Source organism: Acinetobacter sp. YH01025, from assembly GCF_013420185.1.
GTDB lineage: Bacteria > Pseudomonadota > Gammaproteobacteria > Pseudomonadales > Moraxellaceae > Acinetobacter > Acinetobacter indicus.
Genome location: NZ_VOYR01000009.1, coordinates 61537 through 86204 on the forward strand (window position 1 = coordinate 61537; position 24668 = coordinate 86204).

A 24668-nucleotide genomic window follows, 5' to 3' on the forward strand; every position below is an offset into this window, starting at 1 on the left:
AGTGAGGGATCAGGCCAAATTCCGGATTTGGCCTGATGATCTGGAGATTTGAACGAACGATTTAACGGCGAGGCACAGAGTCTTCATGCAGCGCTTCATTCAGCTGGTCGACCGTAATGGCCCACTCCCCATCCGAGGCAATTTTTTCAGCTAAAAACTGACGTTGACCATCACTCCAGAATTCTGCATCCATAATATGAATTTCCGCCACCAGTTGATGCTGGCCGATAAAATCTTGAATCGCCTGTTCGCTGGAGTCCAGGCCCAGTTGTTCAAACAGATTGGTCATTCTTGGTCGGGTTTGGCGCATGCGTGAATCTCCCTGTTGTTGTTCTTGTCTTCACCATAGCATATAAAACTGCAAATCCTAGTGCTGTTAAAAAAAAATCACCTTTTCATAAATTTGCAAGATAGATGACAACCGGCACAGACCAAAAAACAGGGCCAGTTATAGCGGCCCTGTCTGCTGATCTTGGTGTAGATAAACTGCGCTTTTATTCAGCAGCAATCGACCAGTCCTGAATCTCCCAGCCCTGCTCGACCGCCAAGGCCCGCAGACGATCATCCGGATTCACCGCAATGGCGTGGTCTGCATATTCTAGCAAGAAACGGTCATTGATTGAATCTGAATAGGCCCAGGATTCGGTCACCTCACGTCCGGCCAGCCACTGTTCCAGACGTACCAGTTTGCCCTGCTGATAACAGGCAGTATTGATCACTTTACCGGTATATTTGCCATCGACCACTTCGGCATTGGTGGCAATGATTTCGCTAATGCCAAATTCACGGAAAATTGGCGCAGTAATAAAATCCGAAGTCGCGGTAATGCCGACCAGTGCATGTCCGGCCTCACGATGACGCTGAATCGCCTTAAAACCTTCCGGGCGCATTTGTGGACGAATCACTTTTTGCATAAACAACTCATGCAGTTCGGTCAGGTAGTGTGACTCGTGCTGGGTCAGAAATTCGAATACAAATTCGTTATAGGCAATCGGGTCAAGCTGGCCAGCTTTGTAATCTTCATAAAATTTGTCATTCATGGCGCGGTGATGAACCGGATCGACCAGACCTTCATTGACTAAAAACTCACCCCAGGAATGATCCGAATCTGTATTTAACAAGGTGTGATCGAGATCAAATAGCGCCAATTTCATGAAAATACTCGTAAAAACTGAAATTTAAGAAAAAATTTGTAAATCTATCTCCGCTAGTCGATAGAAATTCGTTAAGATCATAGCAATTTTAACATTTTTAAACTTTGCTTTTTTTCGTGTTGGATACAGAAATAAAAATCCCCGGAAGCAAAGGCATAATTTACAGAATATTTAGGTAGCCAAATGATCGACTCAGAAGGTTTCCGACCCAATGTCGGGATCATTTTGGCAAACGACTTTGGACAGGTTTTATGGGCAAAACGCATTGGACACAATGCATGGCAATTTCCACAAGGAGGTATCCAGCATGGAGAAACCCCTGAGCAGGCACTTTATCGTGAGCTGAGAGAAGAAGTTGGCTTACTGCCCGAACACGTTCAAATTATCGCACAAACGAAAGGTTGGCTGCGTTACCGTTTGCCGCACCGTTACATCCGGCCCGATTCCGATCCGGTATGTATTGGTCAAAAACAGAAATGGTTTTTACTCAAACTCACGGCCTCGGCCCAGTTGATTCAGCTCAACCTGTCCGATCCGCCCGAGTTTGATCAATGGCAGTGGGTCAGTTACTGGTACCCACTGGGTCAGGTCGTGAATTTCAAACGCGATGTGTACCGCAAGGCGATGGTGGAATTATGTCATCAATTGCCATCTAAGAAAGCCTGAAAAAAGCTGTATGATCATGCAGATTTTTTAAACGACTCTTGCTATAAAGAGAACAGAACTGGAACGCTGATTTGGAGCAGACTTTATGTCGAATATGCAACTGGATACCCTAAGACGCATTGTGCAGGAAATTAATGCGTCCACCAGTTTGCATGAATCGCTCGACATTATGGTCAATCAGGTTGCTGAAGCTATGCATGTCGATGTCTGCTCCATTTACCTGCTTGACGAGCGCAACCAGCGTTATCTGCTGATGGCCTCTAAGGGCTTGAATCCTGAAGCGGTCGGCCATGTGTCTCTGCATACAGGTGAAGGTCTGGTGGGGCTGGTCGGCCAGCGTGAAGAAATCGTCAACCTGGACGATGCACCGAAACATGAACGCTTCCTGTATTTACCGGAAACCGGCGAAGAAATTTATAATTCCTTCCTCGGCGTGCCGGTCATGTACCGTCGTAAGGTCATGGGCGTACTGGTGGTGCAGAACAAGGAATGTCAGGACTTTAGCGAAGCGGCTGAATCCTTTCTGGTCACGCTCTGCGCCCAGCTCTCTGGCGTGATTGCGCATGCGCATGCTGTTGGCAATATTGATGTCTTTCGTAAACCCAGCAATCTGCCGGCCTACAAAACCTTCCAGGGCGTTTCCGGCTCGGGCGGGATTGCGCTTGGCCGCGCGGTCATTCTCTATCCACCAGCAGATTTGGCCGCGGTACCCGACCGTGAAGCCGATGACATCAGCGAAGAACTGAAACTGCTCGACACTGCGCTGGATGCCGTGCGTCAGGAAATTCAGGCGCTGGATGACAAAATGCAGGATGCGCTGATGGCCGAAGAACGCGCGCTGTTTAGCGTGTTCCTGCGTATGCTGGATGAAAATGCCCTGCCGGCGGAAATTAAAGAACTGATTCGGGATGGCAATTGGGCACAAGGTGCGGTGCGGATTGTCATTGACAGCCACATTGCCCAGTTTGCCCAGATGGAAGATGACTACCTGCGTGAACGGGTTTCCGACTTAAAAGATCTCGGCCGGCGTATTCTGGCCTATTTGCAGGAAGCCGATGCCAGCCACCGCGAACTGACCGATGAAAGTATTCTGATTGGTGAAGAAATCTCGACCGCGGCACTGGTGGAATTACCGGTCGATAAAATTGCCGCAATTGTCACCACCGAAGGCGCCATGAACTCACATATGGTGATTGTCGCGCGCGCACTGGGTATTCCAACCGTGGTCGGGGTGACTGAACTGCCGATCAACACCCTCGATGACGTAGAAATGATTGTCGATGCGCATCAGGGCCGGGTGTTTATTAATCCGCCACGGCGTTTACGCACCCGCTATAAAGAAATTCAGAAAGAAGAAGAACTGATTGCCAAAGACCTGAAACAGTATGAAACCAAGGACGCCGTTACCCCAGACGGCGTGACGGTCAAACTGTATGTCAATACCGGTCTGATGATTGATGTGGTACGCGGGGTACAACGTGGTGCCAAAGGGGTCGGCCTGTACCGCTCTGAAATTCCGTTTATGCTGCGGGACCGTTTCCCGGGCGAAGAAGAACAGCGTGCCATTTACCGCCAGCAGCTGAGTCACTTTGCCAATAAACCGGTGGTAATGCGCACCCTGGATATTGGCGCAGACAAAGACCTGCCGTATTTCTCGATTGAAGAAGAAAACTCGGCGCTGGGCTGGCGCGGGATTCGCTTCACCCTCGATCATCCGGAAATTTTTTCTTCACAAATTCGCGCCATGCTCAAAGCCAGCATTGGCTTGAACAATCTGCACATCCTGCTGCCGATGGTGACCAGCGTCAATGAAGTCGAAGAAGCGCTGTATCTGCTAGATCGTGACTGGCATGCGGTACAGGAAGAAGAACAGGTCAAGATCAACAAGCCGCGTATCGGGATTATGGTAGAAGTGCCAAGCGTGCTGCTACAGATTGATGAATTTGCCGAACTGGTCGATTTCTTCTCGGTCGGCTCCAATGACCTGACCCAGTATCTGCTGGCGGTAGACCGTAACAATCCACGCGTGGCCAACGTCTATTCCCATTTCCACCCGTCGGTGCTGCGCGCACTGACCCGTCTGGTCAAGGAATGTCACAAGTACGATAAACCGGTCAGCATTTGTGGTGAAATGGCCGGTGATCCGCTATCTGCGGTGCTGTTGATGGCGATGGGCTTTAATACCCTGTCGATGAGTTCGAGTAACATTCTGCGCGTGCGTAAAGCGATTTGCCATGTGCCGATGAGCGAAGCACAGGAGCAGCTGGAACGGGTGCTGAAAATGAATAATTCGCTGATGGTGAAAAGCTGGATGGAATATTATTTTAAAACCCATGGTCTGGGCGATATGGTCAAGGCCTCTACCCGGATTGTTGGCGCTTAAGCCATATTTTGATTTAAATCAGACAGAATGAATAAGGGCGATAATCATCAGAATATCGCCCTTGTTTGTGTTTGCTATAGCCGCGTTTGGCATTCTTTTTCCGGTCGACAAAAACCTGGCTCTTGTTGACCTCATGCATATATTTGGCCACGAAGTTATGCTGAATCACTTCTGGCTGTTTTTTCTTTGCCATCACTTTATCCTTCCGGTTCATGATTTGAATGCAGGTGTTCCTGCGCTGTATTGATGGGTACATTTGCGCAAAATTCAAGCGCATTTTAGCCTTAAAACTGCGTTTTGTTTCCCGTCGACATCCCTTTGGAATGGGGAGTCAATCATACATTTTTTTGGACAATTCAGCAGCAATTTTGCGACAGTCATGTAACAATAAAAGAAACGGTATAGAAAAATTTTGCAGTGTTTTTCTGAACATTCTTCAGTCAAAAAATGAAAGTAGATTCAGCTGCTCTGCCCCTATAATTATACCACAAAATCTTATATTTTTTATTATTTTGCAAAGACTTAGCAGTTATATAGCACGCTAGAAAAAACTTCCTGATAGGCTAAGATGAAGCTAGAAGATCAATTCAAACAGCCTCTTCCAAAACAGGAGTTCACAGTATGATTTATGAAGTTTCTGGAGATATTTTATTGAGCCAAGCCCGTGCCATTGCCCACGGTGTTGCCCCAAATGATAACTTTGCCACCGGACTGGCTTTAAGTCTGCGCGAACACTGGCCGGCGCTGTATAAAGACTTCCGTAACTATTGCCATATTTACCATCCTAAAGCGGGTGAACAATGGACCTGGGTCAATGCCGAAGGTCAGCGCATCATTAATCTGATGACTCAGGAAGCGGCCTATGACAACGGTTCCAAGCCGGGTAAAGCATCGACAGAATACGTCAACCGCACCCTGAAAAATCTGAAACAGCTGGTTGAAGCCGAGAATATTGAAAGTCTGGCGCTGCCACGTCTGGCCACCGGTGTCGGCGGTCTGGATTGGGAAGAAGTCCGCCCGCTGATTTACAAGCATTTAGAAGACCTGAATATTCCGGTTTATATCTACACCCTGTACCAGAAAGGGGTGAAAGCAGACGAACCGGCGCATTAAGCCAAGCTCGTTTGATCGTTAGCGTGAGACTGATGCCGGGATCACACGGCTGCGCAACTGCAGACCGCCATGCATCCAGTCCGATTTCCCCGCTTGGCTGAAGTCAAGCGGGGAATTTTTCTATCAGGATACGCTCTATCACGCGTGATGTTTAAACCGCCAGCGCACGTTCTAACAGCCGGGCAACATCGACCTGGGCCGGGTCTAACATGCCCACCACCTGACCATGCAGGGTCTGATAACGGCTCTGGATAAAGGCCTGTGCCACAAAATCAGGCGCATGCTGGTTTAAGATGACCGCTTGCGCCAGCAGCACCAAACGGCTTACCAGCGTACGTGCCATAAACTGCAAGGCTTGGGGGTCTGTCTGCTGGAACAGCTGCATCAGTGCCTGTAATTCCTGCTGTAACAACGGCTGTTGTTGCACACCATCGGCCAGCGACTGCAACAGGACCTGCATGGACGCCGGATCACGCTGTATCGCGCGTAGCACATCCAGACACATGACATTGCCCGAACCTTCCCAGATACTATTTACCGGGGCTTCTTTAAAAATACGCGCCATGATGCCGTTGTCGACATAGCCATTGCCGCCAAAGACCTCCATCATTTCGCCGCTCAGCTCGACAGTACGCTTACACACCCAGAACTTGGCGGCCGGAGTCATAATCCGCTTCCAGGCCTGCGCCAGCAGCGTATCCAACTGATAGCACTGCGCCAGATAAAAGCCCAGCTGCACCGCCGCTTCGGTTTCCAGTGCCAGATCGGCCAATACCGCCTGCATCAGCGGCTGTTCAGCCAGCGGCTTGCCAAAGGCTTTGCGTTGCCGGGTATAGGCAATACATTGCACCAGCGCCTGGCGCAACATGGCACTGCTGCCGACCACACAGGTCAGGCGGGTATAATTGGCCATTTCAATAATGGTGGGAATACCACGGCCAGCTTCGCCAATCATGATGCCCCATGCCTCATGAAACTCGACTTCCGAGCTGGAATTGCTGCGGTTGCCGACCTTGTCTTTTAGACGCTGGATATGAATCGTGTTCTTGCGGCCATCTTCCAGCCAGCGCGGCACAAAGAAGCAGGCCAAGCCATCCTGTTCGGTTTTGGCCACCACCAAATGCGCATCACACATCGGCGCCGAGAAAAACCATTTATGCCCGGTCAGCAGATAAGGCTGGCCACGACCCGCTGCCCCCACCGGAGTGGCGATGGTTTCATTGGCGCGTACATCGGAGCCGCCCTGCTTTTCAGTCATGCCCATGCCCAGCCAGATTGATGTTTTCTGCGCCATTGGAATATCCCGCGCATCATATTCATTCGACAGCAGTTTATCGCCGAGCTGTTGCCACAGTTCAGGTTCACGCTGAATGAGCGGAATGCTGCCCAGGGTCATAGAAGCGGGACACAGATTGCCACATTCAACCTGACCACTCAGATAAAACCGCGCCGCCCAATCGACCCAGGCAGATGCAGACTGAGGTTCAATAAAGGGATGGGCATGGGTCTGAAATTCCCGGTTCAGCGCCATCCAGTAATGCCAGGCCGGATGGAACTCGACCACATCCTGACGGCGGCCGCGAGCATCAAAGGCCTGTAACTGCGGGGTATGGCTATTGGCTAAATGGGCAGAATGATAAGCCTCTGCCGATCCGGCCTGCTGACCGAGTGCGCTAAGGCGTGCCTGATCCTGACTGCCATAGCGCTGCAAGATTTCCTGCAATACGCGGTCACTCGCAAACAGGTTATAATCCTGACGTTCATCAAACTGATTCTGAATAGAATGGGTCATCCATGCCTGCATCGTTCATCGTTCCTGATTGATTATGATGATAGGCTTTCAGTATAAAGAATATTCACCCACAGCATGTTCGGTTTTCAGTCATGACCTCCCCCTCTGTACAGCTGCGGCGTAAGCCTCGCCAGTCCCGGGCCAAACAGACCCAGCAGGCACTGCTGGACAGTGTTGTTCGGCTTTTGCAGCAGCAGACACCCGCACAACTGACCATCCGTGAGATTACCGAACTGGCCGGGGTCGGTCTGGGCACCTTTTATGAATACTTTGCCCAGAAAGAAGATTTGCTGGCCTGGGTGATTCACCAGCAGATTATCCAGCATGCCGAGGCGCTACGCAGTTATACCCAGCCACCGCTACAGTTATCCACAACTGGTGATATTTGCAGCGATATACTGACCCTGCTGCGCTTTCAGCTTGACCGTATCCGCAGCGAACAGCGGCTGTGGGCCAGTGTGTTTTTACTGGAACGCAGCCTGTCGAGCGAGCAGGCCTATCAAAAGCATTATCAGCTGATGCTGGACAGCTGGCAGCAGATTTTAAGCCGCTATACGCCTGAAACCCGCGAACGCTTGCGCTGTGCCGAAAACCTGCATCGCATCAGTTATGGCTTTATTTCACAAACCCTGTTAATCCAGCCCACATTTCAGGACTGGCCGCAACTGCAGGCCGATATTGAACTGGCCATCCAGCCATTTTTAGCCCGGCTCATCTCAACAAAATCCGACCAAAACACTCAGAAATCAAAACTTTAAGCTATCGATTATTCCTTTGAGCACTAATCGTTTTATCTATTTGAAAAAGTGTTATATTCGGTTTAAGTTAAATAAGAACCAAGTTGCATTTTTATGTTTTTTTATCCATCGTCATTCTGCCCAGCCAGCTATTGCAAGGTAGATTTCAATGATAAGCTGGGTTTATTTTTTATATTGATGACTTTGATAACGGTTAATTTCATGAGATGTCACCTGCCTGGAGAATCCAGCCCGTGTCCAACGTCAGCACATGAATACAATAACGGAGAACGATAATGAGCCAAGACTTTAAAAAATGTCCGGTCACCCACCTCACCACCGATGCCGGTGCTCCGGTGGTCGATAACCAGAACAGTATGACCGCCGGTGCCCGCGGTCCATTACTTACCCAAGATTTATGGCTCAATGAAAAACTGGCGAACTTTGTTCGTGAAGTGATTCCTGAGCGTCGTATGCACGCCAAAGGTTCAGGTGCATTCGGAACCTTTACCGTGACTCACGACATTACCCAATATACCCGCGCCAAAATTTTCTCTGAAGTCGGCAAGAAAACCGAAATGTTTGCCCGCTTCTCGACGGTGGCCGGTGAGCGCGGTGCTGCCGATGCCGAACGTGATATTCGCGGTTTTGCACTAAAATTCTATACCGAAGAAGGCAACTGGGATTTAGTCGGTAACAACACACCGGTGTTCTTCTTCCGTGACCCGCGCCAGTTCCCGGACCTGAACAAAGCGGTAAAACGTGATCCAAAAACCAACGTCCGTTCTGCTAACAACAACTGGGATTTCTGGACCCTGTTACCAGAAGCGCTGCATCAGGTGACCATTGTCATGTCAGACCGCGGTATTCCAGATGGTTATCGTCATATGCATGGTTTTGGCAGCCACACCTACAGCTTCATTAATGCCAACAATGAACGTTTCTGGGTCAAATTCCATTTCCGTACCCAGCAGGGCATTAAAAACCTGACCGATGCCGAAGCCGCAGCACTGATTGGCCAGGATCGTGAAAGCAGCCAAAATGACCTGTTTAATGCAATTGAACGTGGCGATTTCCCGAAATGGACCCTATTCGTGCAGATCATGCCGGAAACCGAAGCGGAAACCGTGCCTTATCATCCGTTTGACCTGACCAAAGTCTGGCCAAAAGGTGATTATCCATTAATTGAAGTCGGTGAGTTTGAACTGAACCGTAACCCAGAAAACTATTTCCAGGATGTGGAACAGGCCGCTTTTGCACCAAGTACTCTGGTGCCGGGGATCAGCTATTCACCAGACCGTATGCTGCAAGCGCGTTTAATTAACTATGCCGATGCCGCACGTTATCGCGTGGGGGTAAACCATTCCCAGATTCCGGTAAACGCAGCCCGTTGTCCGGTCCACTCTAACCGCCGTGATGGTCAGGGCCGTATGGATGGCAACTATGGCGGCTTGCCACACTATGAGCCAAACAGCTTCCAGCAATGGCAGGAACAGCCACAGTACCGTGAACCACCACTGAAAATCCGTGGCGATGCCGATTTCTGGGATTATCGTCAAGATGACAGCGATTACTTTAGCCAGCCGCGTGCCCTGTTCAACCTGATGAATCCTGAACAGAAACAGGCGCTGTTTGACAATACTGCGCGTGCCATGGGCGATGCCTATGACTTTATCAAGTACCGTCATATCCGTAACTGCTTTATGTGTGACCCGGCCTACGGCGAAGGTGTAGCCCAAGCCTTGGGGATGACCGTGGCAGATGCTCAGGCCGCTCGAGCCACCGACCCTGCGCTGGGTCAGCCAGGCGTGCTCTAAGCCTCTACACAGAGAGTTCAAGCCATAAAAAAACCACCTTCGGGTGGTTTTTTGTTGCAGGATTTAAACTTAAACAATCAGCTTCTTGCCTTCGCGAATGCAATAAAACGGATTCATCAGTTTTGAGGATTTACGCATGGCATTTTGCAAATCGACTTCCGGCTGTTCACGGCCTTCATCGGTGAGCTGGAAGGTACGGTAATGAATGGCCAGCGAACATTTGGAATGCAGGTCTTTATGCGCCTGAAAAGCATCTTCCGGATTCATGTGCATATAGCGCATCAGGTCCCGTGGCTCATAGGCACCAATCGGTAATAGTGCAATCCGCGGTGCGCCAATACGGGCATGGATTTCCTTAAAATGCGAGGAATAACCGGTATCTCCGGCAAAGAAGCAGTGATCTTCACCATGCAGAATCGAGAAGCCACCCCAGAGGGCACTGTTCTGGTCGCGCATACCACGGCCTGAACCATGCTGCGCCGGAATATAGACCAGTTTTAATTCATTAAATAGCGCCGATTGCCACCAGTCCATTTCCACCACATGAAAGTTTTTTGGCAAATACCAGCTGTTGCCCAGTCCGGTATAAATTGGCATGGCAAAACGGGCATGTAACCAGCGCAGGGTGGCCAGATCCATGTGGTCATAATGGTTATGGCTCAACAGCACCGCATGAATGGTCGGTAACTCTTCCAGGGCAATTCCAGCCGGGCAAATCCGTTTCGGACCTCTGCCCTGCTGCGGTCCGGCATATTCACACCAGACCGGATCGGTCAGGAAATTATAGGGGCCAATCTGAATCAGAACGGTAGCATGCCCTACAAACCAGATCTGCCAGTCATCCAGGCTGGCATTCGGACGTTCCTGCGGAATCGGACGCTTGCCTTCAGCGGGCTGCTCTGGTGTGTTTTCTGCGGTCCAGCTATTGCGTTTACGCTGTAACAGCCATTTCAGCAAATCACTGCGGCTACGCCCTTCGGGTGCCGGCACCGGATTGAAAAACTGGGCACCGTTATAATGCCGGGAAGGTAAAAACTGCAAAGCAGGCTGACGCCAGGCGTGTGACCAACATGTTTCGGTTGGTAGCTGAAAATGCTTAGGTTCCGCGTTTTGATTCATGTCAGTCCGATAAAAATTGAAGCACGTAGAGCAAATCCTGTGATTTATTAAGTCTTCATTACACAGGACAGCAAGTGCCGATGCAATATGCATAGTATCCAAAATTGTGGAATATTTTGTTTTATGTTTTTGTTGTTTTTAGCAAAAGCCAAAACAGCAGGAAGCGCATGGCTTCCTGTGCTGTCACCATTTAGAAAAATACTGACGCTGCCAGTCTTTCCAGAAATACATCACAATGCCCAGCATCACCACCGCAATCCCGGCCACCGCATGTGCACTGATATGCTCATGATTCAGGGTCGCTCCGAGTACCAGTGCAATAATCGGGGTCATCACATTGCTTAAAGAGACAGTGGACGCAGCCAGACGGCGAATCAGCCAGAAATAACACAGCATCGCCACAATCGAAGACATGATCATGGTAAACAAAAAGCCAATCATGGTTTGCATGCCCGGCCATTCGGTTGGCATATGTGACCAGATGAATGGCAACATCAGCATTGAACCCAGTGCCGAGACCAGCAAGGAACCGGTGGCCTGTGACATCGGACTCAGTGGTGCATTAATCTGCTTGACCCAGAAAATCGAGCTGATATACGACACCATGCTAATTAACATCAGCACAATCCCAATCGGGTTGATCTTGCTGTCTGCCGAGTCGGCAAAGACATAACTCAGCCCGGCCACCGCCACCGCCATGCCCAGCCATTGCAACGCCACCAGTTTCTGGGTTTTTAAAATCACATGGCCAATTAAACCGGCAATAAGCGGGGAAAAACCAAAAATCAGCGCCATTAAACCCGAAGTCAGGTAATTGGCTGCCAGATAAATAAACAGCTGCGCACCAATCAGGTTCAGGCTGCCCGCCACATAACTTTTGAGTGAGGTTTCATCCAGCGGCAACGGATCACGCATCAGTTTCAGTAAAAACAGCGCAATCAGCGAAGCCCCGAAATAGCGGATAATCAGCACCCACATGGGATGGACTTCTTCCACACTCCACACAATCGCCAGCGGCGTGGTGGCCCAGATCAGCACCAGCAAGGCATAGATACTGGCGGTAACGATCATGGGAGATGAGTTTGAACTCATAGACAACTCAACTAAATTTGAAAACCATAAAATGAAGGCATCTTTATTCAAACCCATCTTGAAATAATGAGGATGACGACCTGAATGTCACCACGGAACGAAGAGAGACGCCCAAACAATGAAAAGAGTTTTGCACTGCAAACTCAAAAATAAATTTTGAGGATTCTTATCAGCTTTAAAAAGTAAGACCTACCGACACAAAGTCATGTACAAATCACCATGCACATTGTGCTCATGTCTCGACATTAAAATAAAACAGCCATAAAAAAGCAGACCAAAGTTACCCAAGGTCTGCCCTGCCGTATCGCCGGATTATTTTACCAGCTTACGAAGATCCTGACTCAGATCGAGATATTTGTCAGCCTCAAAAGCCGCCTGTTTGCTGATCAGCTTTTTCAGGTGACGCATGTCTTTGGCTGCATTCACGGTAATCCCGCCAACGATCACGCCATCGGTGACACCAAACAATACGAATGATGATTCAGCACGCAGTTCAGGTTTAATCTCGCCACGCACATGCCATTCAGCCGCTGCCATATCACCAACAAACTGATAGTTGATGTCCAGCTGATCGGTCCAGAACCAGGCCGGGTTTGCCACTGGATGTTCAACGCCCATCACGTGACGCGCGAAGATACCCGCTTGCAGGTTGGCATTTTCCCAGGTTTCAACGCGGCGGTGGTTACCACAGTCACGCAGTTGCGTGGCCACGTCACCCGCTGCATAAATATCCGGATTTGAAGTCTGGCAATTTTCATTGACCTTAACCGCAAAGTCCGCATCCAGACCGGCTTCAACGGCCAGCTGTGCATTCGGGATAATCCCGATGCCATAGACCACAGCATCTGCACGCAGCTCTTCACCGCCTTCCAGTGTTACCACAATTTCTTCGCCATCCAGCTTGCATTCTGCAATCTGGGTCGACAGGCGTACATCAACACCGGCCAGTTGTTGCTGCTGCAGCAGGAACTCGCTCAGGATGCGTGGTGATGAACGACCCATCACCATTGGACCCATTTCAATCACGGTCACTTCACATTCTTTAAAACGTGCGCTTGATGCAAGCTCCAGACCGATCACACCACCACCAATCAGGATGATACGGCGGCCCGGCTGTAATACCGGCACCAGCGCTTGTGAATCTTCCAGGTTACGCAGGGTGTACACGTGTTTACCCAGCGCATCGAAGTTGGGTAAACGACGCGCTGCACCACCGGTGGCCAGCAGTAACTTGTCATAAGCAACGACATCACCGTTTTGCAGTTCAACCGTTTTTGCCTCGGCATTGATTTTGGCCACACCGTTACCACGGATGGTTTCAACGCCCAGTTCCGCCAGTTTTTCTTCTGACAGAATTTCGATTTTGGTTTCGGCTGGTTTGAGAATCACATCTTTAGACAAAGGCGGACGCTCATACGGCAAATGGGTTTCATCCCCGATCAGGGTGATTTTGCCTTCGTATTTGTTGCCACGTAATTCCAGAATTGCGCTGGCACCGGCCTGACCTGCACCGACAATCACGATGCTGTTTACATTGCTCATTCAGTTAACCTTTTAATTCTGCAGAAACGATACCGAAACCGGCAATCCACTCGCTGATTTCTTCATAGCAGTGGGTGGTCATGTCATATTCGCCCAGCTCATGCAATGCAGCAAATGCCGCCATCCATGAACGGACTTCCTGACCGCCACGGCCGCCATCACGACGGATTTCCACTTCAGTCATGGCTTCCAGTGCTGCGAAATCTGCCTGCTTGAATTTCTCCAGCAAAGCAATATCCCATTCCGCATTCAGCGGGACTGCCACAGAAGTATCCCCCGCGGCCAGCTTCTGACCCACGGCAATAATTTTTGCCTGACGGGCTTCACGGGCTTCCGGGGTCGGGTTACGACCGGCAATCAGGAATTCTTCCACTTCTGGTGGTACCGAACCCATTTGCGGGGTTGGTGGATCGTGAGACAGACCGCCCGTACCCAGAACCAGTACGCGTTCGTTTTCAAGATTCAGTGACTTGATAAACTGACCGACCGCACGACCTAAAGCGATGGTACGTTTGGTGGTTGGCATTGGTGCAGCTGCACCATTAATGAAAACTGGAATAGTAGGATAACGATCGAGCTGACCACCACACAGGAAATGTAATGGCTGGGTCACACCGTGGTCGGCCTGCATACGATACGAATAGGCCACATCCACGCCTTCATCGAGGACACGGCGAACCAGATTGAGTGCAGTTTCTTCAGGCACATCAATCTTGTTGTTGTCTTTACCGTAGTCCCAGTCACCTGCTGCAGTGGCACGAATACCCACACAGAAACTTGGCATCAGGTCATAGAAGAAACCATTGAAATGGTCTGGACCAAAGGTAATGATCAGGGTTGGATCGTAGGCTTTGACTTCCGCAGACAGTTTTTCAAACGCCTGACGAACAGCTTGTTCTTTGCGTTGTTCTTGCGGAGTGGCAAACTCCATTAAAGGACTGTGCGATGCACAAATAAGTTTAACGGCCATGTGTGACTCCTAAACGGAAGGCAGCCAAAAGGCTGCCGGGTTAGTCCATTATGTTTTAAGGCGTGAATTACTCGTCAAAGAAACCGGCACGTGGTTGACGTAAACCACGAATGCCCAAGCCACATTCCGCGTTAATCAGCACGCCGGTCAGTGGACGGTTGTTTTGACGTGAAGCCAGCAGCACATATGAACCGGTCATATCTTCTGGTTCTGGCAAGAAGTTCAGTGGCATACCACGGGCAATTTTCTCAGGATCACGTGCATCGAGCAGGCCAACATTTTCCTGACCGAGTGATGCCGCGCCTTTGATATTCACATTCATGGCAGACGGTGCCACGGCATTGACACGAACTTTTGGCGCTAATTCATAGGCCAGTTCTTTCATGATGCCTACACCGGCATGTTTGGATGCGGTATAAACAGGACCACCGCCCGATGAATACAGCGCAGAGTTTGATAAAGTGAAGATAATTGAACCTTCAGACTTGATCAGTTCGTCTAGCGCTGCTTTGGCACCCAGGATCAGCGACTTGGTATTAATGCCCATGATTTCATCAAAGGCTTTATCTAGTTGCTCACCCGAGGTGTTAACGATATCGGCATAGTGATCCCAGATACCGGCATTACCCACAAAACAGTCAAGCTTGCCAAAACGCTCAACGGTCGCTTGAACAGCACGGACATTGTCTTCATAGTTGGCAACATCACCAGCGATTGCAAGAATTCGGTCACCGAAGTGTTCCTGTAAAGCATCAACTTTAGACTGAGAACGCTGAAGAACGGCCACCTGTGCTCCTTCTTCCAAAAAACGCTCAACCAAAGCCCAGCCTAAACCTGAACCACCACCAGTGATGAGTGCAACTTCGCCTTTTAGCCAACCCATGATTACTCTCCTGCCATCTCTACGTATAACGCGCCATCTTCAACAATCACTGGGAATGTCTGGATTGGATCTGTTGCTGGCAAGCATAGTGCTTGACCAGTTTTCAAACAGAAACGTGCAGAGTGCAGCGGACATTCAACTGTACCGTCGTCTTCCAGATAACCTTCAGACATCGATGCATTACCATGTGAACAGCGATCATTCATTGCGAAGAATTCACCGCCATTGTTGAATACTGCCAGCGCATCGATACCGTTTACGCCGCAGTCCACTTTCAATGCTTCGCCTTCGTCAAGCTCGTCAACTTGGCAAACAAAAATCTTATTCATTAGAAGAACACACTCAGGTTATGTGAGTTATAGGTAACTTGGTCAAGCGTGATCTTACGGTTGAAGATCTGGAAGCCTAAGCCGCCTTCAACTTTACGGATCTTGTCATGACGCTTACCACAGTAAATCGTAACGTCTTTCTCTTTTTGGGTACGGTACAGTAAATAAGTCACGTACACATCGTATTCGCCTTCTACTTCAGACGCTTCAACAATCACGTTAGACACCATGTGAGTCGTACGTGATGGAGGCTCTTCTGCCCAGGCCATACCGGTTTCAAGACGGGCAACACGACGTTCCAACAGATCTTTCGTATCGTTGAACACCCAAGTCGTCGGTGGTTCAACCGAACGACGACGGTCACGGGTTTGTGCGTTTGGTGTGGTACGTAGCGTATAAGAAATATCTTCAGCTAGCGTGTCTAACCACTCGCGGAATTTCCAGTCATCAAGAAGCTTGGCTTCTTGATACAGGAACTGACTGATCTGGTGATGAAGTTCTAAGCTGATTTGACTCATTTCATAAGCTCCTTCTCGTATTCGTCAGCCGCTTTTTCAACGTCTTCCCATTTTTCATGGATCAATAAATCTGCCCAGCGACGGTACATACCGCGTGCTGCAGTTTCAGAGAAAATGTAGTTGGTGATGCCCGGGATACCATCTTCACGTACTTTCTCGTTGCCTTTACCCATCTCAACGATCAATTTGTTTTGACGTGCTTTATAACCACGTAAAACTTTCTGAATCTCGATCCAGTTCTCAGAGTCATCTTGCTCCAGGAAGCCGGCAGGACCGAATGCACGCGTTGCAGAGCGTTCAAACGCTTCTTTCACTTCTTGAGACGCTTCAGCATCGGCAATACAGAATGCCCAAACTTCAGTTTTGTTTGGACCACGTGGGTGCCATACGCGAAGTGTTGCAGTACCGTTCAACCAAGACAGTGTCGGGAACATGGTGTTGTGACCTGCAAGACGCAGCGCACGCACTTCACCTAAACGCTCTTTTACTTCTTCATACGTTTCGCGGAAGTAGTTGGCCACTTCACCGTCAACCCAAACGTTTGCATCTGGTTTCTCTGTGAAGAAGAAGCCTGAACCGTGACCACGTGAACCGTATTGCAGTGCATCTTTTGCAGTTTCCCAAACTGGACGAGCCGTTTGAGCAGCACCTAATTTCTTGGTTGATTCGTCGTCTGGTTTCGCGCCAAGTACCTGAATCGCAGATGCGTGAGAGAACAGGGCGTGGTATTGGTCAGATGCAAACTGTTCAGCTGCAAATTTCCAGTTACACTCGATTTCCCACTTGTGTACACCACCGATGATTTCAGTACCACCTGGACGACGGTCTACAACGCCATCAAGATACCAAGCGATATCACCCATGTATTCTTCTAGATCTGGTGTAGTTTCATCCCAGCAGCCGAATACCAGGCCTTTGTAAGACTTCACACGGTTTACTTCAACCAGACCCCATTGCTCTTTACATGCACCATGCGGGTAAGCACGATCTTCAAGCGGGATGTCTTTTAAAGAACCGTCAATACCGTAAGACCAGCCGTGGTATGGGCAAGTGAACGCACGGGTATTACCACAGTCTGCGAAGCTTACGCGCATAGAACGGTGACGGCATTGGTTTAAGAATGCTTTGATCGAGCCATCTTTTTGACGTGCCACAATGATCGGATCTTCACCCATATAGGTATTGAAGAAGTCGCCCGCCTTAGGAATTTGGCTTTCATGGCAAAGGAATAACCAGGTACGACCAAATACACGTTCAAGTTCTAACTCGTAGATATCTGGATCAGTATAGATAGATGGCGTAATACGTCCATTTTGTGCATCGACTAAAGCGTCGATTTCGCGCACATCAATTTTTCCACTCATTGAAAGCTCTCCTGTGACCGACACAACGGCACAAAATAAATAGACTCAACTTTGCATGGATAATGATTTTTTAGCGGGGTTTAGTGAAATATTTTTTTTGTTTTAATTAAGATATTTTATCAATTACTTATCGCTTATTTCTCTTTATTAAAGCATTAATAAAATTTGAAAGCCTATTTATTTCCTAAATGGCAGAATAATCTTCACCTAATAGTTGATTATAGACTATACTCTTAAGACATGATAGTTAGACATTTTTTGAATTAATCTTTTGGAATGGGTTTATGGAATTACGTCACCTTCGCTATTTCATTACCGTGGCTGAAGAACTGAACTTCAGTAAGGCTGCCTTGAAGCTCTACACAGCCCAGCCTTCTTTAAGTCAACAGATTAAAGACCTCGAAGAAGACGTTGGCGTAAAACTGTTACACCGGACCAAACGTAAGGTCGAACTGACAGAAGAAGGCGCAGTGTTTCTGGAACAGGCGCGCTTGACCCTGGCGCAGGCCGACAAAGCCGTGGCTATGGCGCGTCAGGTGTCCCAGGCCAAACAGCAGATGCTACGCATTGGCTTTGTACCGGTCGCGGAAATGAAGATTTTCCCGTATGTGTTGCCGAATCTGCGCGTACAGAACCCCGATCTGAAAATTGAATTGCTCAGTATGAACAACAATGATCAGATGAAAGCCATTAAAAAAGGTGAACTGGACATCACCTTTACCCGTCACAACTTTAACAGTGATGAAATTGAAAGCCAGTTCGTGCTGCGCGAACCGCTGATTTTCATTTTGCCAAAAGACCATCCGCTGGCCAAATACGAACGTATTCCGGTCAAAGCTCTTAATGGCATTGATTTTATTATTCCGGCCGCAGAGCAGTCGCAGAATCTGCACGACATGATTCTAAACTTTGCCAAGACCAATGGCATTGAATTTAACATTGTGCAAAAAGCCGACAACATCCTGTTCAATATCAACTCGATTGGCATGGGCTTGGGTTGTACCATTTTGCCGGGCTACATTGCCCCGCTGACCATGAACAACACCATCATCCGTCCGCTGGATATCGAACTGCCTTATCTGGACCTGTATGTCAGTTACCGCAAAAACAGCAACTCGCCATCGGTCGACAAGTTTATGGAACTGCTGACCCGGGTGTTTTACCTGGATATTAACCGCGATTAAGCCACGCTTTGGCTGACTGCCTGTAAGCATCATTATTTCGAGACTAAATAATGGTGCTTTTTTTATGGCCAATTTGCCGACTTTTTAATCAGATTAGACTTAAGTCGCAGGCTTTTTTGCACCATTTTTTATCATTTTTGCACTTTTACGACTTTTTCTCTGCTAGCCGCGCAGATTTATTTTCAGCCGTAAACTACAACTTAAGTCTAATAAGCTAGACTACAGTGAAGTGCCGCTATGTTCTGCCCCTGAAGCAGGATGCTAGGCATGCTTTTATCTGTCATGGGCCAGATCAAAGGAATAAGAATGATAAAAACACCGTTTAGCCATATTAAAACCGGGATGCAGTCTCATCCTTATTTTTTATCAGTTTTCTGATCACCACGGTGCTGTACGGTATTTTTCAGTGCTTGAGCCCGTGGACCTGGTCGACCTGCCTGCTCATCAGCTGGAATATTGCCGTGTCCGGCTATCTGCTCTTTACCCTGCTGAATTTCTGGCACAGTGATCATCAGCATATTCTGCAACGCGCCCAGCAGCAAGATGCCAGTAAATGGCTGATTCTGTTACTGCTGTTTCTCACCCTGGTGATGTGTTTTATTGCGATTATTGTCGAGATCAATTTATTTGCCCAAACCGACTTTGCCCGCATGGGGCATTTTCTGCTGGCGATTACCACTATTTTATGTGCCTGGCTGTTTATGCATACCATTTTTGCGATTCACTATGCGCATGACTATTATCTGGCGCTGCAACAGCATCAGGCAGGTGGTCTGGAGTTTCCGAAAACCCCTTATCCGACCTATCCGGATTTTCTCTATTTTAGTTATGTGATTGGCACGTCGGCACAAACCGCCGATGTCACCATCAGCTCACGCGCGATGCGTATCCTGAATACGCTGCATATTGTGCTGGCCTATATGTTTAACACCACCATTCTGGCGATTTGTATTAATCTGGTGGCCAGCTTTATTCAACACTAAACCGGTTGAGCCAGAAATTCCGCCCATAAAAAAAGGATGGCCTGTCACCATCCTTTTTTCGCTTTTATCACCGACTTATTTTACGCCGTGCGCCGCCAGGTAGTTTTTAATAACTGTGTTGAACTCATCGGCTTTTTCAACTTGTGACCAGTGCCCACACTGGCTGAAGATGTGTGCATCTGCATTTGGCACCACATTCAGAATGTCCCAGGTACGGGATACTGGAATCACCACGTCTTGAGTACCATGAATCAGAAGTACAGGTACGGTGATGTCTTTCATTTTTTCGAAGTCTAACGGGAATTCGAAACGGTCACGGTCACGCGCACCCACCACGTCCATTAAACGGTCAGATGCATAGTCATTTGCAGCCGAGTCAAAACGGACTTTCACCAGTTCGTCTGTAATCAGGTCTTTGTTCACCACGAACATAGACAGTGTCTTACGGATCCCTTCTTCAGTCAGTACTGGGTTCGCGTGCGCTTTCAGTGCCGCAGTTTGCTTGGCACCACCGGTACCCATAGACACGATACCCAGAACGCGCTCTGGATAATCCAGTGCCAATTGAAATGCCAACCAGCCACCTAAAGAGTTACCCACCAACCAGGTTTTCTCGATACCTAAAGCATCTAAGGTACGGATTGCGTGATCAACCCAGGCACGGATCCCATATTGGGTACCCGGTGCAACAACGGTTTGACCATAACCAATGGTATCAATCGCGATACAACGTGCCTGTTCACCAATTTGTGGCAGGTTTAACCACCAGTTGGCTGCTGCAGATACACCCGTACCTGAACCGTGCAAGAACAGAATTGGCGTACCTTCACCAATTTCATGGTAGTGGGTGAGTTCGCCTTCTGCGGTTTCAATCCATTTATCTTCTAAGCCAAAGAATGAATCTGTTGTATAGTCAGGGATTTGGACAGTGCTCATACTTACTCCTCATACAGTCTTTAGCTTGCGTTTCCCTCAATCTTGGAAGGTCTGGACGTCAAGTGACTCGTTGAACATGCGTTTTCTATAGGCTTATATTAACCGCTCCTGCGCTTTCAACTGATACAAAATTACGATTTTAAACTACAAAAAAACGATTATTTAAGCCATTGTTTTTAAACATTTTAGTTAATTTTAAATCCTTATTTTTATTAGGACTTTCATCTGTTTTTATATAAAAAAGAGCAGCTGGAGGTGCAGCTGCTCTTTGATCTTGACCAATTAGAATGTATAGGTATAGGTCGTCGCGATACGGTGTTCTTCTAGATCGTTACCACCTGAGATATTGTCATAGTTGGTATCAATAAACATGTAGTTGAAACCTAAACCTTTTAGCTTACCTTCTGGTACCACATAGTTCACAATCAGGTTGTTTTCATTTTCTTTGCCACGCGGTTCGCCTGCACCATTATCGACATCCCAACCACGGAAATGACGTGCAGTTGCGGTTAAACCTGGTACACCCACATCAGCAAAGTTATAGGTATAACCCAAGCTCCATGATTTTTCATCTTTACGGATAAAGCTTGCCACCGACCAGTTGTCTAGATAAGGCTGTGGTACCCAACCACCCAATGTCGGGAACATTGGTGCTTTGTTACCATGCTCTCCAAACATTTGCTGGTAGCCTAATTGTACTGTGTGCATACCATGGTTGATTTTTGCACCTGCAGACACGGCCTGGCTGTCAATCTTGCCATACAGCTGGTCACCCGATTCGCTGTTGTCAAAATAACGTACATGGGTGTCTAACTTGGTGTTTTCAGCCAAGGTCGTTTTATAGTTTACAGCGGCATAGTGTTGTTGGTAGATGTTGGTGACATCGGCATACCAGTAACTACCACCCACTTTTGGGGTGAATTGATGATCAATCCCGGCAATATACATACCGTCATCTGTACTGACTGCTGTCGCAAAGTTGTTTTGCGGAAATAAGCTCAGGTCATGATATTGATTTTCATAACGTGCATTAATGCCATCTAAATATGCCAAGGTCAGTTTAGTATCTTTAATGTCCTTAGACTCTAACCAGGCACCACTATAAGTAGTCAGTAATTGGCGAGATGGATCAAAGAATACCACTGGTGACATTGGTAATAGATCACCAACCTTCAACTCAGTTTCAGATACCTTAACTTTTAAGGTTGCACCAACTTTACCAAAATGATCTTTAGATTCTTTGCCATCGTGAGGTAACACCCAATCCGGATTTTGATCACGGCCGTTGAGTTTAACTGCATGTTGAACCAGTACATCTGCTCCAATTTGCACGCCACCACCAATATCGTGATAACCCGACTTGGCATCCAAAGTTACCGCCTGTGACCATGAACCAAAGTTCAATTCTGGTTTATCTTGATACTGACGATCTAAATAGAAATTTTTAAATTTAAGTTGAACATTGCTGTCATCAATAAAATCTGCATATGTAGCAGAAGTTCCTAAAGTTGCTGTCGCAGCAAGCATTGCTATCCATAATTTTTGACGACGCATGGTAAGTTTTCCCATTCAGCAGATAAAAACAATGCCGTCATCATGCGTAAGCATAATCAAATAGAAAATCCGACCACAGTATTAAACATTTATCGGTTTGGGCATTTTTTTGATTTCACAGCGCTTTTTTTATTTTTTTAAGATATTTCAGCAATCATTTCCCTGCTAAATACTCTCCACCCTGTAAATATAAACCCCTGTTATTCATATTATTTTTCACTGTATTTTTTATTTATTCTGAGTTTTTAGGCTTTATTTATTGGTTTTAACATTAACACTTTAACTAATAGCTTTTAACTATCAGTATTATTTATAAAAAATTTAATATTTAAAACAATTCAGCTTTTCCCCTAATTTAAATCCCTTAGCTTTCCATTCCCCCTTCTCCATCCTTTTAAAATAAATCTCGGCTGATCATTTAAAAGACTTTTTATATAAAAATAAGATGCGTTTTAAATACATTGATCTGTGTGATTTTAAATCCGGATTTATTTTTAAAGTGTGATATTAAGCAACTCAATCACACCAATAAAAAAAGCACCCCAAATATATTGGAGTGCTTTGCTTAAGCCAGTTTTAAAATTAAAACTTAAGCTTGCATTTCACGTGCTTTAGACATAGTAAGCGCCAGGTCTTCAATCATGTCTTCCTGACCACCGACTGTACCACGGCGACCCAGTTCCATCAGGATTTCACGCGCAGACACGCCATATTTCGCTTCAGCGCGTTTTGCAAACAACAGGAATGAAGAGTAAACACCCGCATAACCTAAAGTTGCCGCATCACGGTCTGCACGAATTGGGTTGTGCATCATTGGAATCACAAGGTCTTCAGCAACGTCTTGTACTTTGAACAGGTCAACGCCTGTATCCATACCCATACGGTTCGCTACAGCAATGAACAATTCCAGCGGTGTGTTACCCGCACCCGCACCAAGACCTGCAGAGGCCAAGTCCACACGTACTGCACCTGCTTCAACCGCAGCAACCGTATTTGATACACCCATACCTAAGTTGTGGTGACCGTGGAAACCGAGTTCGATGCTTGGGTCCAAATGTTGACGTAAATGTCCTACACGATCAATCACATCTTGAGGAAGCATATAACCCGCAGAATCCGTCACATAGATACAGTTTGCACCGTAAGACACCATCTTTTTCGCTTCTTCTAGCAATTTTTCAGGTGAAGCCATGTGCGCTAACATCAAGAAGCCCACTGTATCCATTTCTAATTTACGTGCAGCGGTAATGTGCTGTTCCGAACAATCCGCTTCAGTACAGTGTGTTGCAACACGAATAGTCGATACACCAATTTCATGTGCCATTTTCAAATGATCAACCGTACCAATACCCGGTAAAAGCAATGCAGAAACTTTGGCATTCTTCATACGTGGCACAACAGCAGACAAGTATTCTTCGTCAGTTGCTGCCGCAAAACCGTAGTTAACCGATGAACCACCAAGACCGTCACCGTGTGTTACTTCAATTAAAGGTACGCCTGCATCATCAAGTGCTGTTGAAATCGCAATCATTTGCTCAACAGTGGTTTGATGGCGCTGCGGGTGCATACCATCACGTAAAGTCATATCATGAACAATAATCTTAGACATGAGGTTGCTCCTTAAGCTTCAGCAGTGTTGAAAACGTGTTCTGCAAACATTTCTGCAGTACGTGCAGCTGCCGCAGTCATAATATCCAGGTTACCCGCATATTTCGGCAGGAAGTCACCTAAACCTTCTACTTCAAGGAAGATAGAAACACGGTTACCGTCAAAAATAGGACCGTTTACCAGTTTGTAACCTGGCACATATTTTTGAACTTCTTTGATCATCGCGTGAACAGATTCAGTAATCGCAGCTTGATCCGGCTCGCCTTCAACTAGACAGTGAACAGTGTCACGCATCATTAGTGGTGGCTCAGCAGGGTTAATGATGATGATTGCTTTACCTTGTTTCGCACCGCCAACTTTCTCAATTGCGCCTGCAGTCGTACGGGTAAATTCATCAATGTTTTTACGCGTACCAGGACCAACTGACTTCGTTGATACAGTTGCAATGATTTCGCCGTATTCAACCGGTTGAACGCGAGACACTGCAGCAACCATCGGAATTGTTGCCTGACCGCCACACGTTACCATGTTAACGTTTGGCACTTCGCCCGCTTGTAGCAAGGCTTCAAGGTTTACAGGTGGTACGCAGAAAGGACCAATTGCCGCAGGGGTTAAGTCAATCATCAGCACACCAAGTTCATTTAACTTGCGGCTGTTTTCTGCATGCACATACGCAGAAGTCGCATCAAAAGCAATTTTGATGTCATCTTCGATTACGTGAGGAAGAAGACCATCCACACCTTCTGCTGTGGTTTTTAAACCCATTTTTGCAGCACGTGCCAAACCTTCAGAAGTTGGGTCAATCCCCACCATCCATACTGGTTCCAACCATTCACTGCGTTGCAATTTATAAAGCAAATCCGTACCAATATTACCCGGACCGATCATTGCACATTTAATCTTTTTCATGCATGTACTCTCTTA

The 24668-nt window shown here is 47.6% G+C and carries 22 protein-coding genes and 1 pseudogene; 7 read left to right on the top strand and 16 right to left on the bottom strand.

Translation table 11 applies throughout. The annotated features are described in order from the left end of the window. Positions 1-61: 61 nt before the first annotated feature. The gene (locus FTT89_RS10300) at positions 62-310 is read right to left on the bottom strand and encodes a DUF2789 family protein (RefSeq protein ID WP_160241643.1); all 249 of its coding nucleotides are present in this window, start codon (positions 308-310) and stop codon (positions 62-64) included. A 184-nt stretch (positions 311-494) separates the two neighbouring features. Further along, entirely contained in the window at positions 495-1154 is a 660-nt protein-coding gene (locus tag FTT89_RS10305; RefSeq protein ID WP_005182034.1) for an HAD family phosphatase, read from the bottom strand. A 183-nt stretch (positions 1155-1337) separates the two neighbouring features. Between FTT89_RS10305 and FTT89_RS10310 the strand changes: the two genes are divergently transcribed. Both FTT89_RS10310 and ptsP read left to right on the top strand, forming a co-directional pair. Then, complete coding sequence (locus FTT89_RS10310) at positions 1338-1820, top strand: RNA pyrophosphohydrolase (RefSeq protein WP_005182032.1); 483 nt, start codon at positions 1338-1340, stop codon at positions 1818-1820. Between the two features lie 85 nt (positions 1821-1905). Then, positions 1906-4203, top strand: a complete 2298-nt coding sequence (ptsP, locus tag FTT89_RS10315) for a phosphoenolpyruvate--protein phosphotransferase (RefSeq protein WP_005182028.1) — start codon at positions 1906-1908, stop codon at positions 4201-4203. Between the two features lie 13 nt (positions 4204-4216). On the opposite strand, the gene FTT89_RS10320 is transcribed toward ptsP, so the two are convergent. Beyond that, entirely contained in the window at positions 4217-4396 is a 180-nt protein-coding gene (locus tag FTT89_RS10320) for a hypothetical protein (RefSeq protein ID WP_005182025.1), read from the bottom strand. A gap of 428 nt (positions 4397-4824) precedes the next feature. Here FTT89_RS10320 and FTT89_RS10325 point away from each other — a divergent pair, with 428 nt between their 5' ends. After that, positions 4825-5316, top strand: coding sequence for a macro domain-containing protein (locus tag FTT89_RS10325; protein ID WP_016659595.1), 492 nt, complete (start codon positions 4825-4827; stop codon positions 5314-5316). A gap of 151 nt (positions 5317-5467) precedes the next feature. On the opposite strand, the gene FTT89_RS10330 is transcribed toward FTT89_RS10325, so the two are convergent. Beyond that, a complete protein-coding gene (locus FTT89_RS10330) occupies positions 5468-7120 on the bottom strand; it encodes an acyl-CoA dehydrogenase family protein (RefSeq protein ID WP_180006776.1) in 1653 nt (550 codons plus the stop codon). A gap of 80 nt (positions 7121-7200) precedes the next feature. Here FTT89_RS10330 and FTT89_RS10335 point away from each other — a divergent pair, with 80 nt between their 5' ends. Together FTT89_RS10335 and FTT89_RS10340 are read left to right on the top strand one after the other, a co-directional pair. Next, positions 7201-7866 carry a TetR/AcrR family transcriptional regulator gene (locus FTT89_RS10335; RefSeq protein WP_168395851.1) on the top strand — a complete coding sequence of 222 codons (666 nt, stop codon included), beginning with the start codon at positions 7201-7203 and terminating at the stop codon, positions 7864-7866. A 275-nt stretch (positions 7867-8141) separates the two neighbouring features. Then, positions 8142-9662 carry a catalase gene (locus tag FTT89_RS10340; RefSeq protein WP_005182013.1) on the top strand — a complete coding sequence of 507 codons (1521 nt, stop codon included), beginning with the start codon at positions 8142-8144 and terminating at the stop codon, positions 9660-9662. 69 nt (positions 9663-9731) lie between these two features. Here FTT89_RS10340 and FTT89_RS10345 read toward each other — a convergent pair whose 3' ends face one another. From FTT89_RS10345 to hcaE, 8 genes are all read right to left on the bottom strand, one after another. Further along, a complete protein-coding gene (locus FTT89_RS10345) occupies positions 9732-10781 on the bottom strand; it encodes an MBL fold metallo-hydrolase (protein WP_005182011.1) in 1050 nt (349 codons plus the stop codon). 183 nt (positions 10782-10964) lie between these two features. Further along, entirely contained in the window at positions 10965-11873 is a 909-nt protein-coding gene (locus FTT89_RS10350) for a DMT family transporter (protein WP_016659599.1), read from the bottom strand. A gap of 312 nt (positions 11874-12185) precedes the next feature. Further along, entirely contained in the window at positions 12186-13415 is a 1230-nt protein-coding gene (gene hcaD / locus FTT89_RS10355; RefSeq protein ID WP_180006774.1) for a 3-phenylpropionate/cinnamic acid dioxygenase ferredoxin--NAD(+) reductase subunit, read from the bottom strand. Between the two features lie 4 nt (positions 13416-13419). Beyond that, positions 13420-14385: a 3-carboxyethylcatechol 2,3-dioxygenase gene (locus tag FTT89_RS10360; protein ID WP_180006773.1), complete on the bottom strand. Its 966-nt coding sequence runs from the start codon at positions 14383-14385 to the stop codon at positions 13420-13422. 67 nt (positions 14386-14452) lie between these two features. Further along, positions 14453-15268 (bottom strand): 3-phenylpropionate-dihydrodiol/cinnamic acid-dihydrodiol dehydrogenase, encoded by an 816-nt coding sequence (gene hcaB / locus FTT89_RS10365; protein ID WP_005182001.1) that lies wholly within the window; start codon positions 15266-15268, stop codon positions 14453-14455. A gap of 2 nt (positions 15269-15270) precedes the next feature. Then, the gene (gene hcaC / locus FTT89_RS10370; protein WP_005181999.1) at positions 15271-15597 is read right to left on the bottom strand and encodes a 3-phenylpropionate/cinnamic acid dioxygenase ferredoxin subunit; all 327 of its coding nucleotides are present in this window, start codon (positions 15595-15597) and stop codon (positions 15271-15273) included. Next, a complete protein-coding gene (gene hcaF / locus FTT89_RS10375; protein ID WP_005181997.1) occupies positions 15597-16115 on the bottom strand; it encodes a 3-phenylpropionate/cinnamic acid dioxygenase subunit beta in 519 nt (172 codons plus the stop codon). Before hcaF ends, hcaC begins: the two co-directional genes overlap by 1 nt. Beyond that, positions 16112-17479 (bottom strand): 3-phenylpropionate/cinnamic acid dioxygenase subunit alpha, encoded by a 1368-nt coding sequence (gene hcaE, locus FTT89_RS10380; RefSeq protein WP_005181982.1) that lies wholly within the window; start codon positions 17477-17479, stop codon positions 16112-16114. The genes hcaF and hcaE overlap by 4 nt, the downstream gene beginning before the upstream one ends. Positions 17480-17763: 284 nt before the next feature. Between hcaE and hcaR the strand changes: the two genes are divergently transcribed. Continuing rightward, complete coding sequence (gene hcaR / locus FTT89_RS10385) at positions 17764-18663, top strand: DNA-binding transcriptional regulator HcaR (RefSeq protein ID WP_005181980.1); 900 nt, start codon at positions 17764-17766, stop codon at positions 18661-18663. A 306-nt stretch (positions 18664-18969) separates the two neighbouring features. Then, positions 18970-19646, top strand: a pseudogene (locus tag FTT89_RS10390) (DUF1345 domain-containing protein). A gap of 75 nt (positions 19647-19721) precedes the next feature. Here FTT89_RS10390 and FTT89_RS10395 read toward each other — a convergent pair. The 4 genes from FTT89_RS10395 to FTT89_RS10410 form a co-directional block, all read right to left on the bottom strand. Next, positions 19722-20582 (bottom strand): alpha/beta fold hydrolase, encoded by an 861-nt coding sequence (locus FTT89_RS10395; protein WP_005181976.1) that lies wholly within the window; start codon positions 20580-20582, stop codon positions 19722-19724. A gap of 282 nt (positions 20583-20864) precedes the next feature. Continuing rightward, positions 20865-22136: an OprD family outer membrane porin gene (locus FTT89_RS10400; RefSeq protein ID WP_005181973.1), complete on the bottom strand. Its 1272-nt coding sequence runs from the start codon at positions 22134-22136 to the stop codon at positions 20865-20867. A gap of 589 nt (positions 22137-22725) precedes the next feature. Continuing rightward, positions 22726-23745 (bottom strand): 4-hydroxy-2-oxovalerate aldolase, encoded by a 1020-nt coding sequence (gene dmpG, locus FTT89_RS10405; protein ID WP_160232107.1) that lies wholly within the window; start codon positions 23743-23745, stop codon positions 22726-22728. A gap of 11 nt (positions 23746-23756) precedes the next feature. After that, positions 23757-24653, bottom strand: coding sequence for an acetaldehyde dehydrogenase (acetylating) (locus tag FTT89_RS10410; RefSeq protein WP_180006772.1), 897 nt, complete (start codon positions 24651-24653; stop codon positions 23757-23759). Positions 24654-24668: the final 15 nt, after the last annotated feature.

Excerpts from the sequence above, each read along its gene's own strand:
- FTT89_RS10300 (WP_160241643.1), bottom strand. The coding sequence starts at position 310 with ATGCGCCAAACCCGACCAAGAATGACCAATCTGTTTGAACAACTGGGC.
- FTT89_RS10305 (WP_005182034.1), bottom strand. The coding sequence starts at position 1,154 with ATGAAATTGGCGCTATTTGATCTCGATCACACCTTGTTAAATACAGAT.
- FTT89_RS10310 (WP_005182032.1), top strand. The coding sequence starts at position 1,338 with ATGATCGACTCAGAAGGTTTCCGACCCAATGTCGGGATCATTTTGGCA.
- ptsP (WP_005182028.1), top strand. The coding sequence starts at position 1,906 with ATGTCGAATATGCAACTGGATACCCTAAGACGCATTGTGCAGGAAATT.
- FTT89_RS10320 (WP_005182025.1), bottom strand. The coding sequence starts at position 4,396 with ATGGCAAAGAAAAAACAGCCAGAAGTGATTCAGCATAACTTCGTGGCC.
- FTT89_RS10325 (WP_016659595.1), top strand. The coding sequence starts at position 4,825 with ATGATTTATGAAGTTTCTGGAGATATTTTATTGAGCCAAGCCCGTGCC.
- FTT89_RS10330 (WP_180006776.1), bottom strand. The coding sequence starts at position 7,120 with ATGCAGGCATGGATGACCCATTCTATTCAGAATCAGTTTGATGAACGT.
- FTT89_RS10335 (WP_168395851.1), top strand. The coding sequence starts at position 7,201 with ATGACCTCCCCCTCTGTACAGCTGCGGCGTAAGCCTCGCCAGTCCCGG.
- FTT89_RS10340 (WP_005182013.1), top strand. The coding sequence starts at position 8,142 with ATGAGCCAAGACTTTAAAAAATGTCCGGTCACCCACCTCACCACCGAT.
- FTT89_RS10345 (WP_005182011.1), bottom strand. The coding sequence starts at position 10,781 with ATGAATCAAAACGCGGAACCTAAGCATTTTCAGCTACCAACCGAAACA.
- FTT89_RS10350 (WP_016659599.1), bottom strand. The coding sequence starts at position 11,873 with ATGAGTTCAAACTCATCTCCCATGATCGTTACCGCCAGTATCTATGCC.
- hcaD (WP_180006774.1), bottom strand. The coding sequence starts at position 13,415 with ATGAGCAATGTAAACAGCATCGTGATTGTCGGTGCAGGTCAGGCCGGT.
- FTT89_RS10360 (WP_180006773.1), bottom strand. The coding sequence starts at position 14,385 with ATGGCCGTTAAACTTATTTGTGCATCGCACAGTCCTTTAATGGAGTTT.
- hcaB (WP_005182001.1), bottom strand. The coding sequence starts at position 15,268 with ATGGGTTGGCTAAAAGGCGAAGTTGCACTCATCACTGGTGGTGGTTCA.
- hcaC (WP_005181999.1), bottom strand. The coding sequence starts at position 15,597 with ATGAATAAGATTTTTGTTTGCCAAGTTGACGAGCTTGACGAAGGCGAA.
- hcaF (WP_005181997.1), bottom strand. The coding sequence starts at position 16,115 with ATGAGTCAAATCAGCTTAGAACTTCATCACCAGATCAGTCAGTTCCTG.
- hcaE (WP_005181982.1), bottom strand. The coding sequence starts at position 17,479 with ATGAGTGGAAAAATTGATGTGCGCGAAATCGACGCTTTAGTCGATGCA.
- hcaR (WP_005181980.1), top strand. The coding sequence starts at position 17,764 with ATGGAATTACGTCACCTTCGCTATTTCATTACCGTGGCTGAAGAACTG.
- FTT89_RS10395 (WP_005181976.1), bottom strand. The coding sequence starts at position 20,582 with ATGAGCACTGTCCAAATCCCTGACTATACAACAGATTCATTCTTTGGC.
- FTT89_RS10400 (WP_005181973.1), bottom strand. The coding sequence starts at position 22,136 with ATGCGTCGTCAAAAATTATGGATAGCAATGCTTGCTGCGACAGCAACT.
- dmpG (WP_160232107.1), bottom strand. The coding sequence starts at position 23,745 with ATGTCTAAGATTATTGTTCATGATATGACTTTACGTGATGGTATGCAC.
- FTT89_RS10410 (WP_180006772.1), bottom strand. The coding sequence starts at position 24,653 with ATGAAAAAGATTAAATGTGCAATGATCGGTCCGGGTAATATTGGTACG.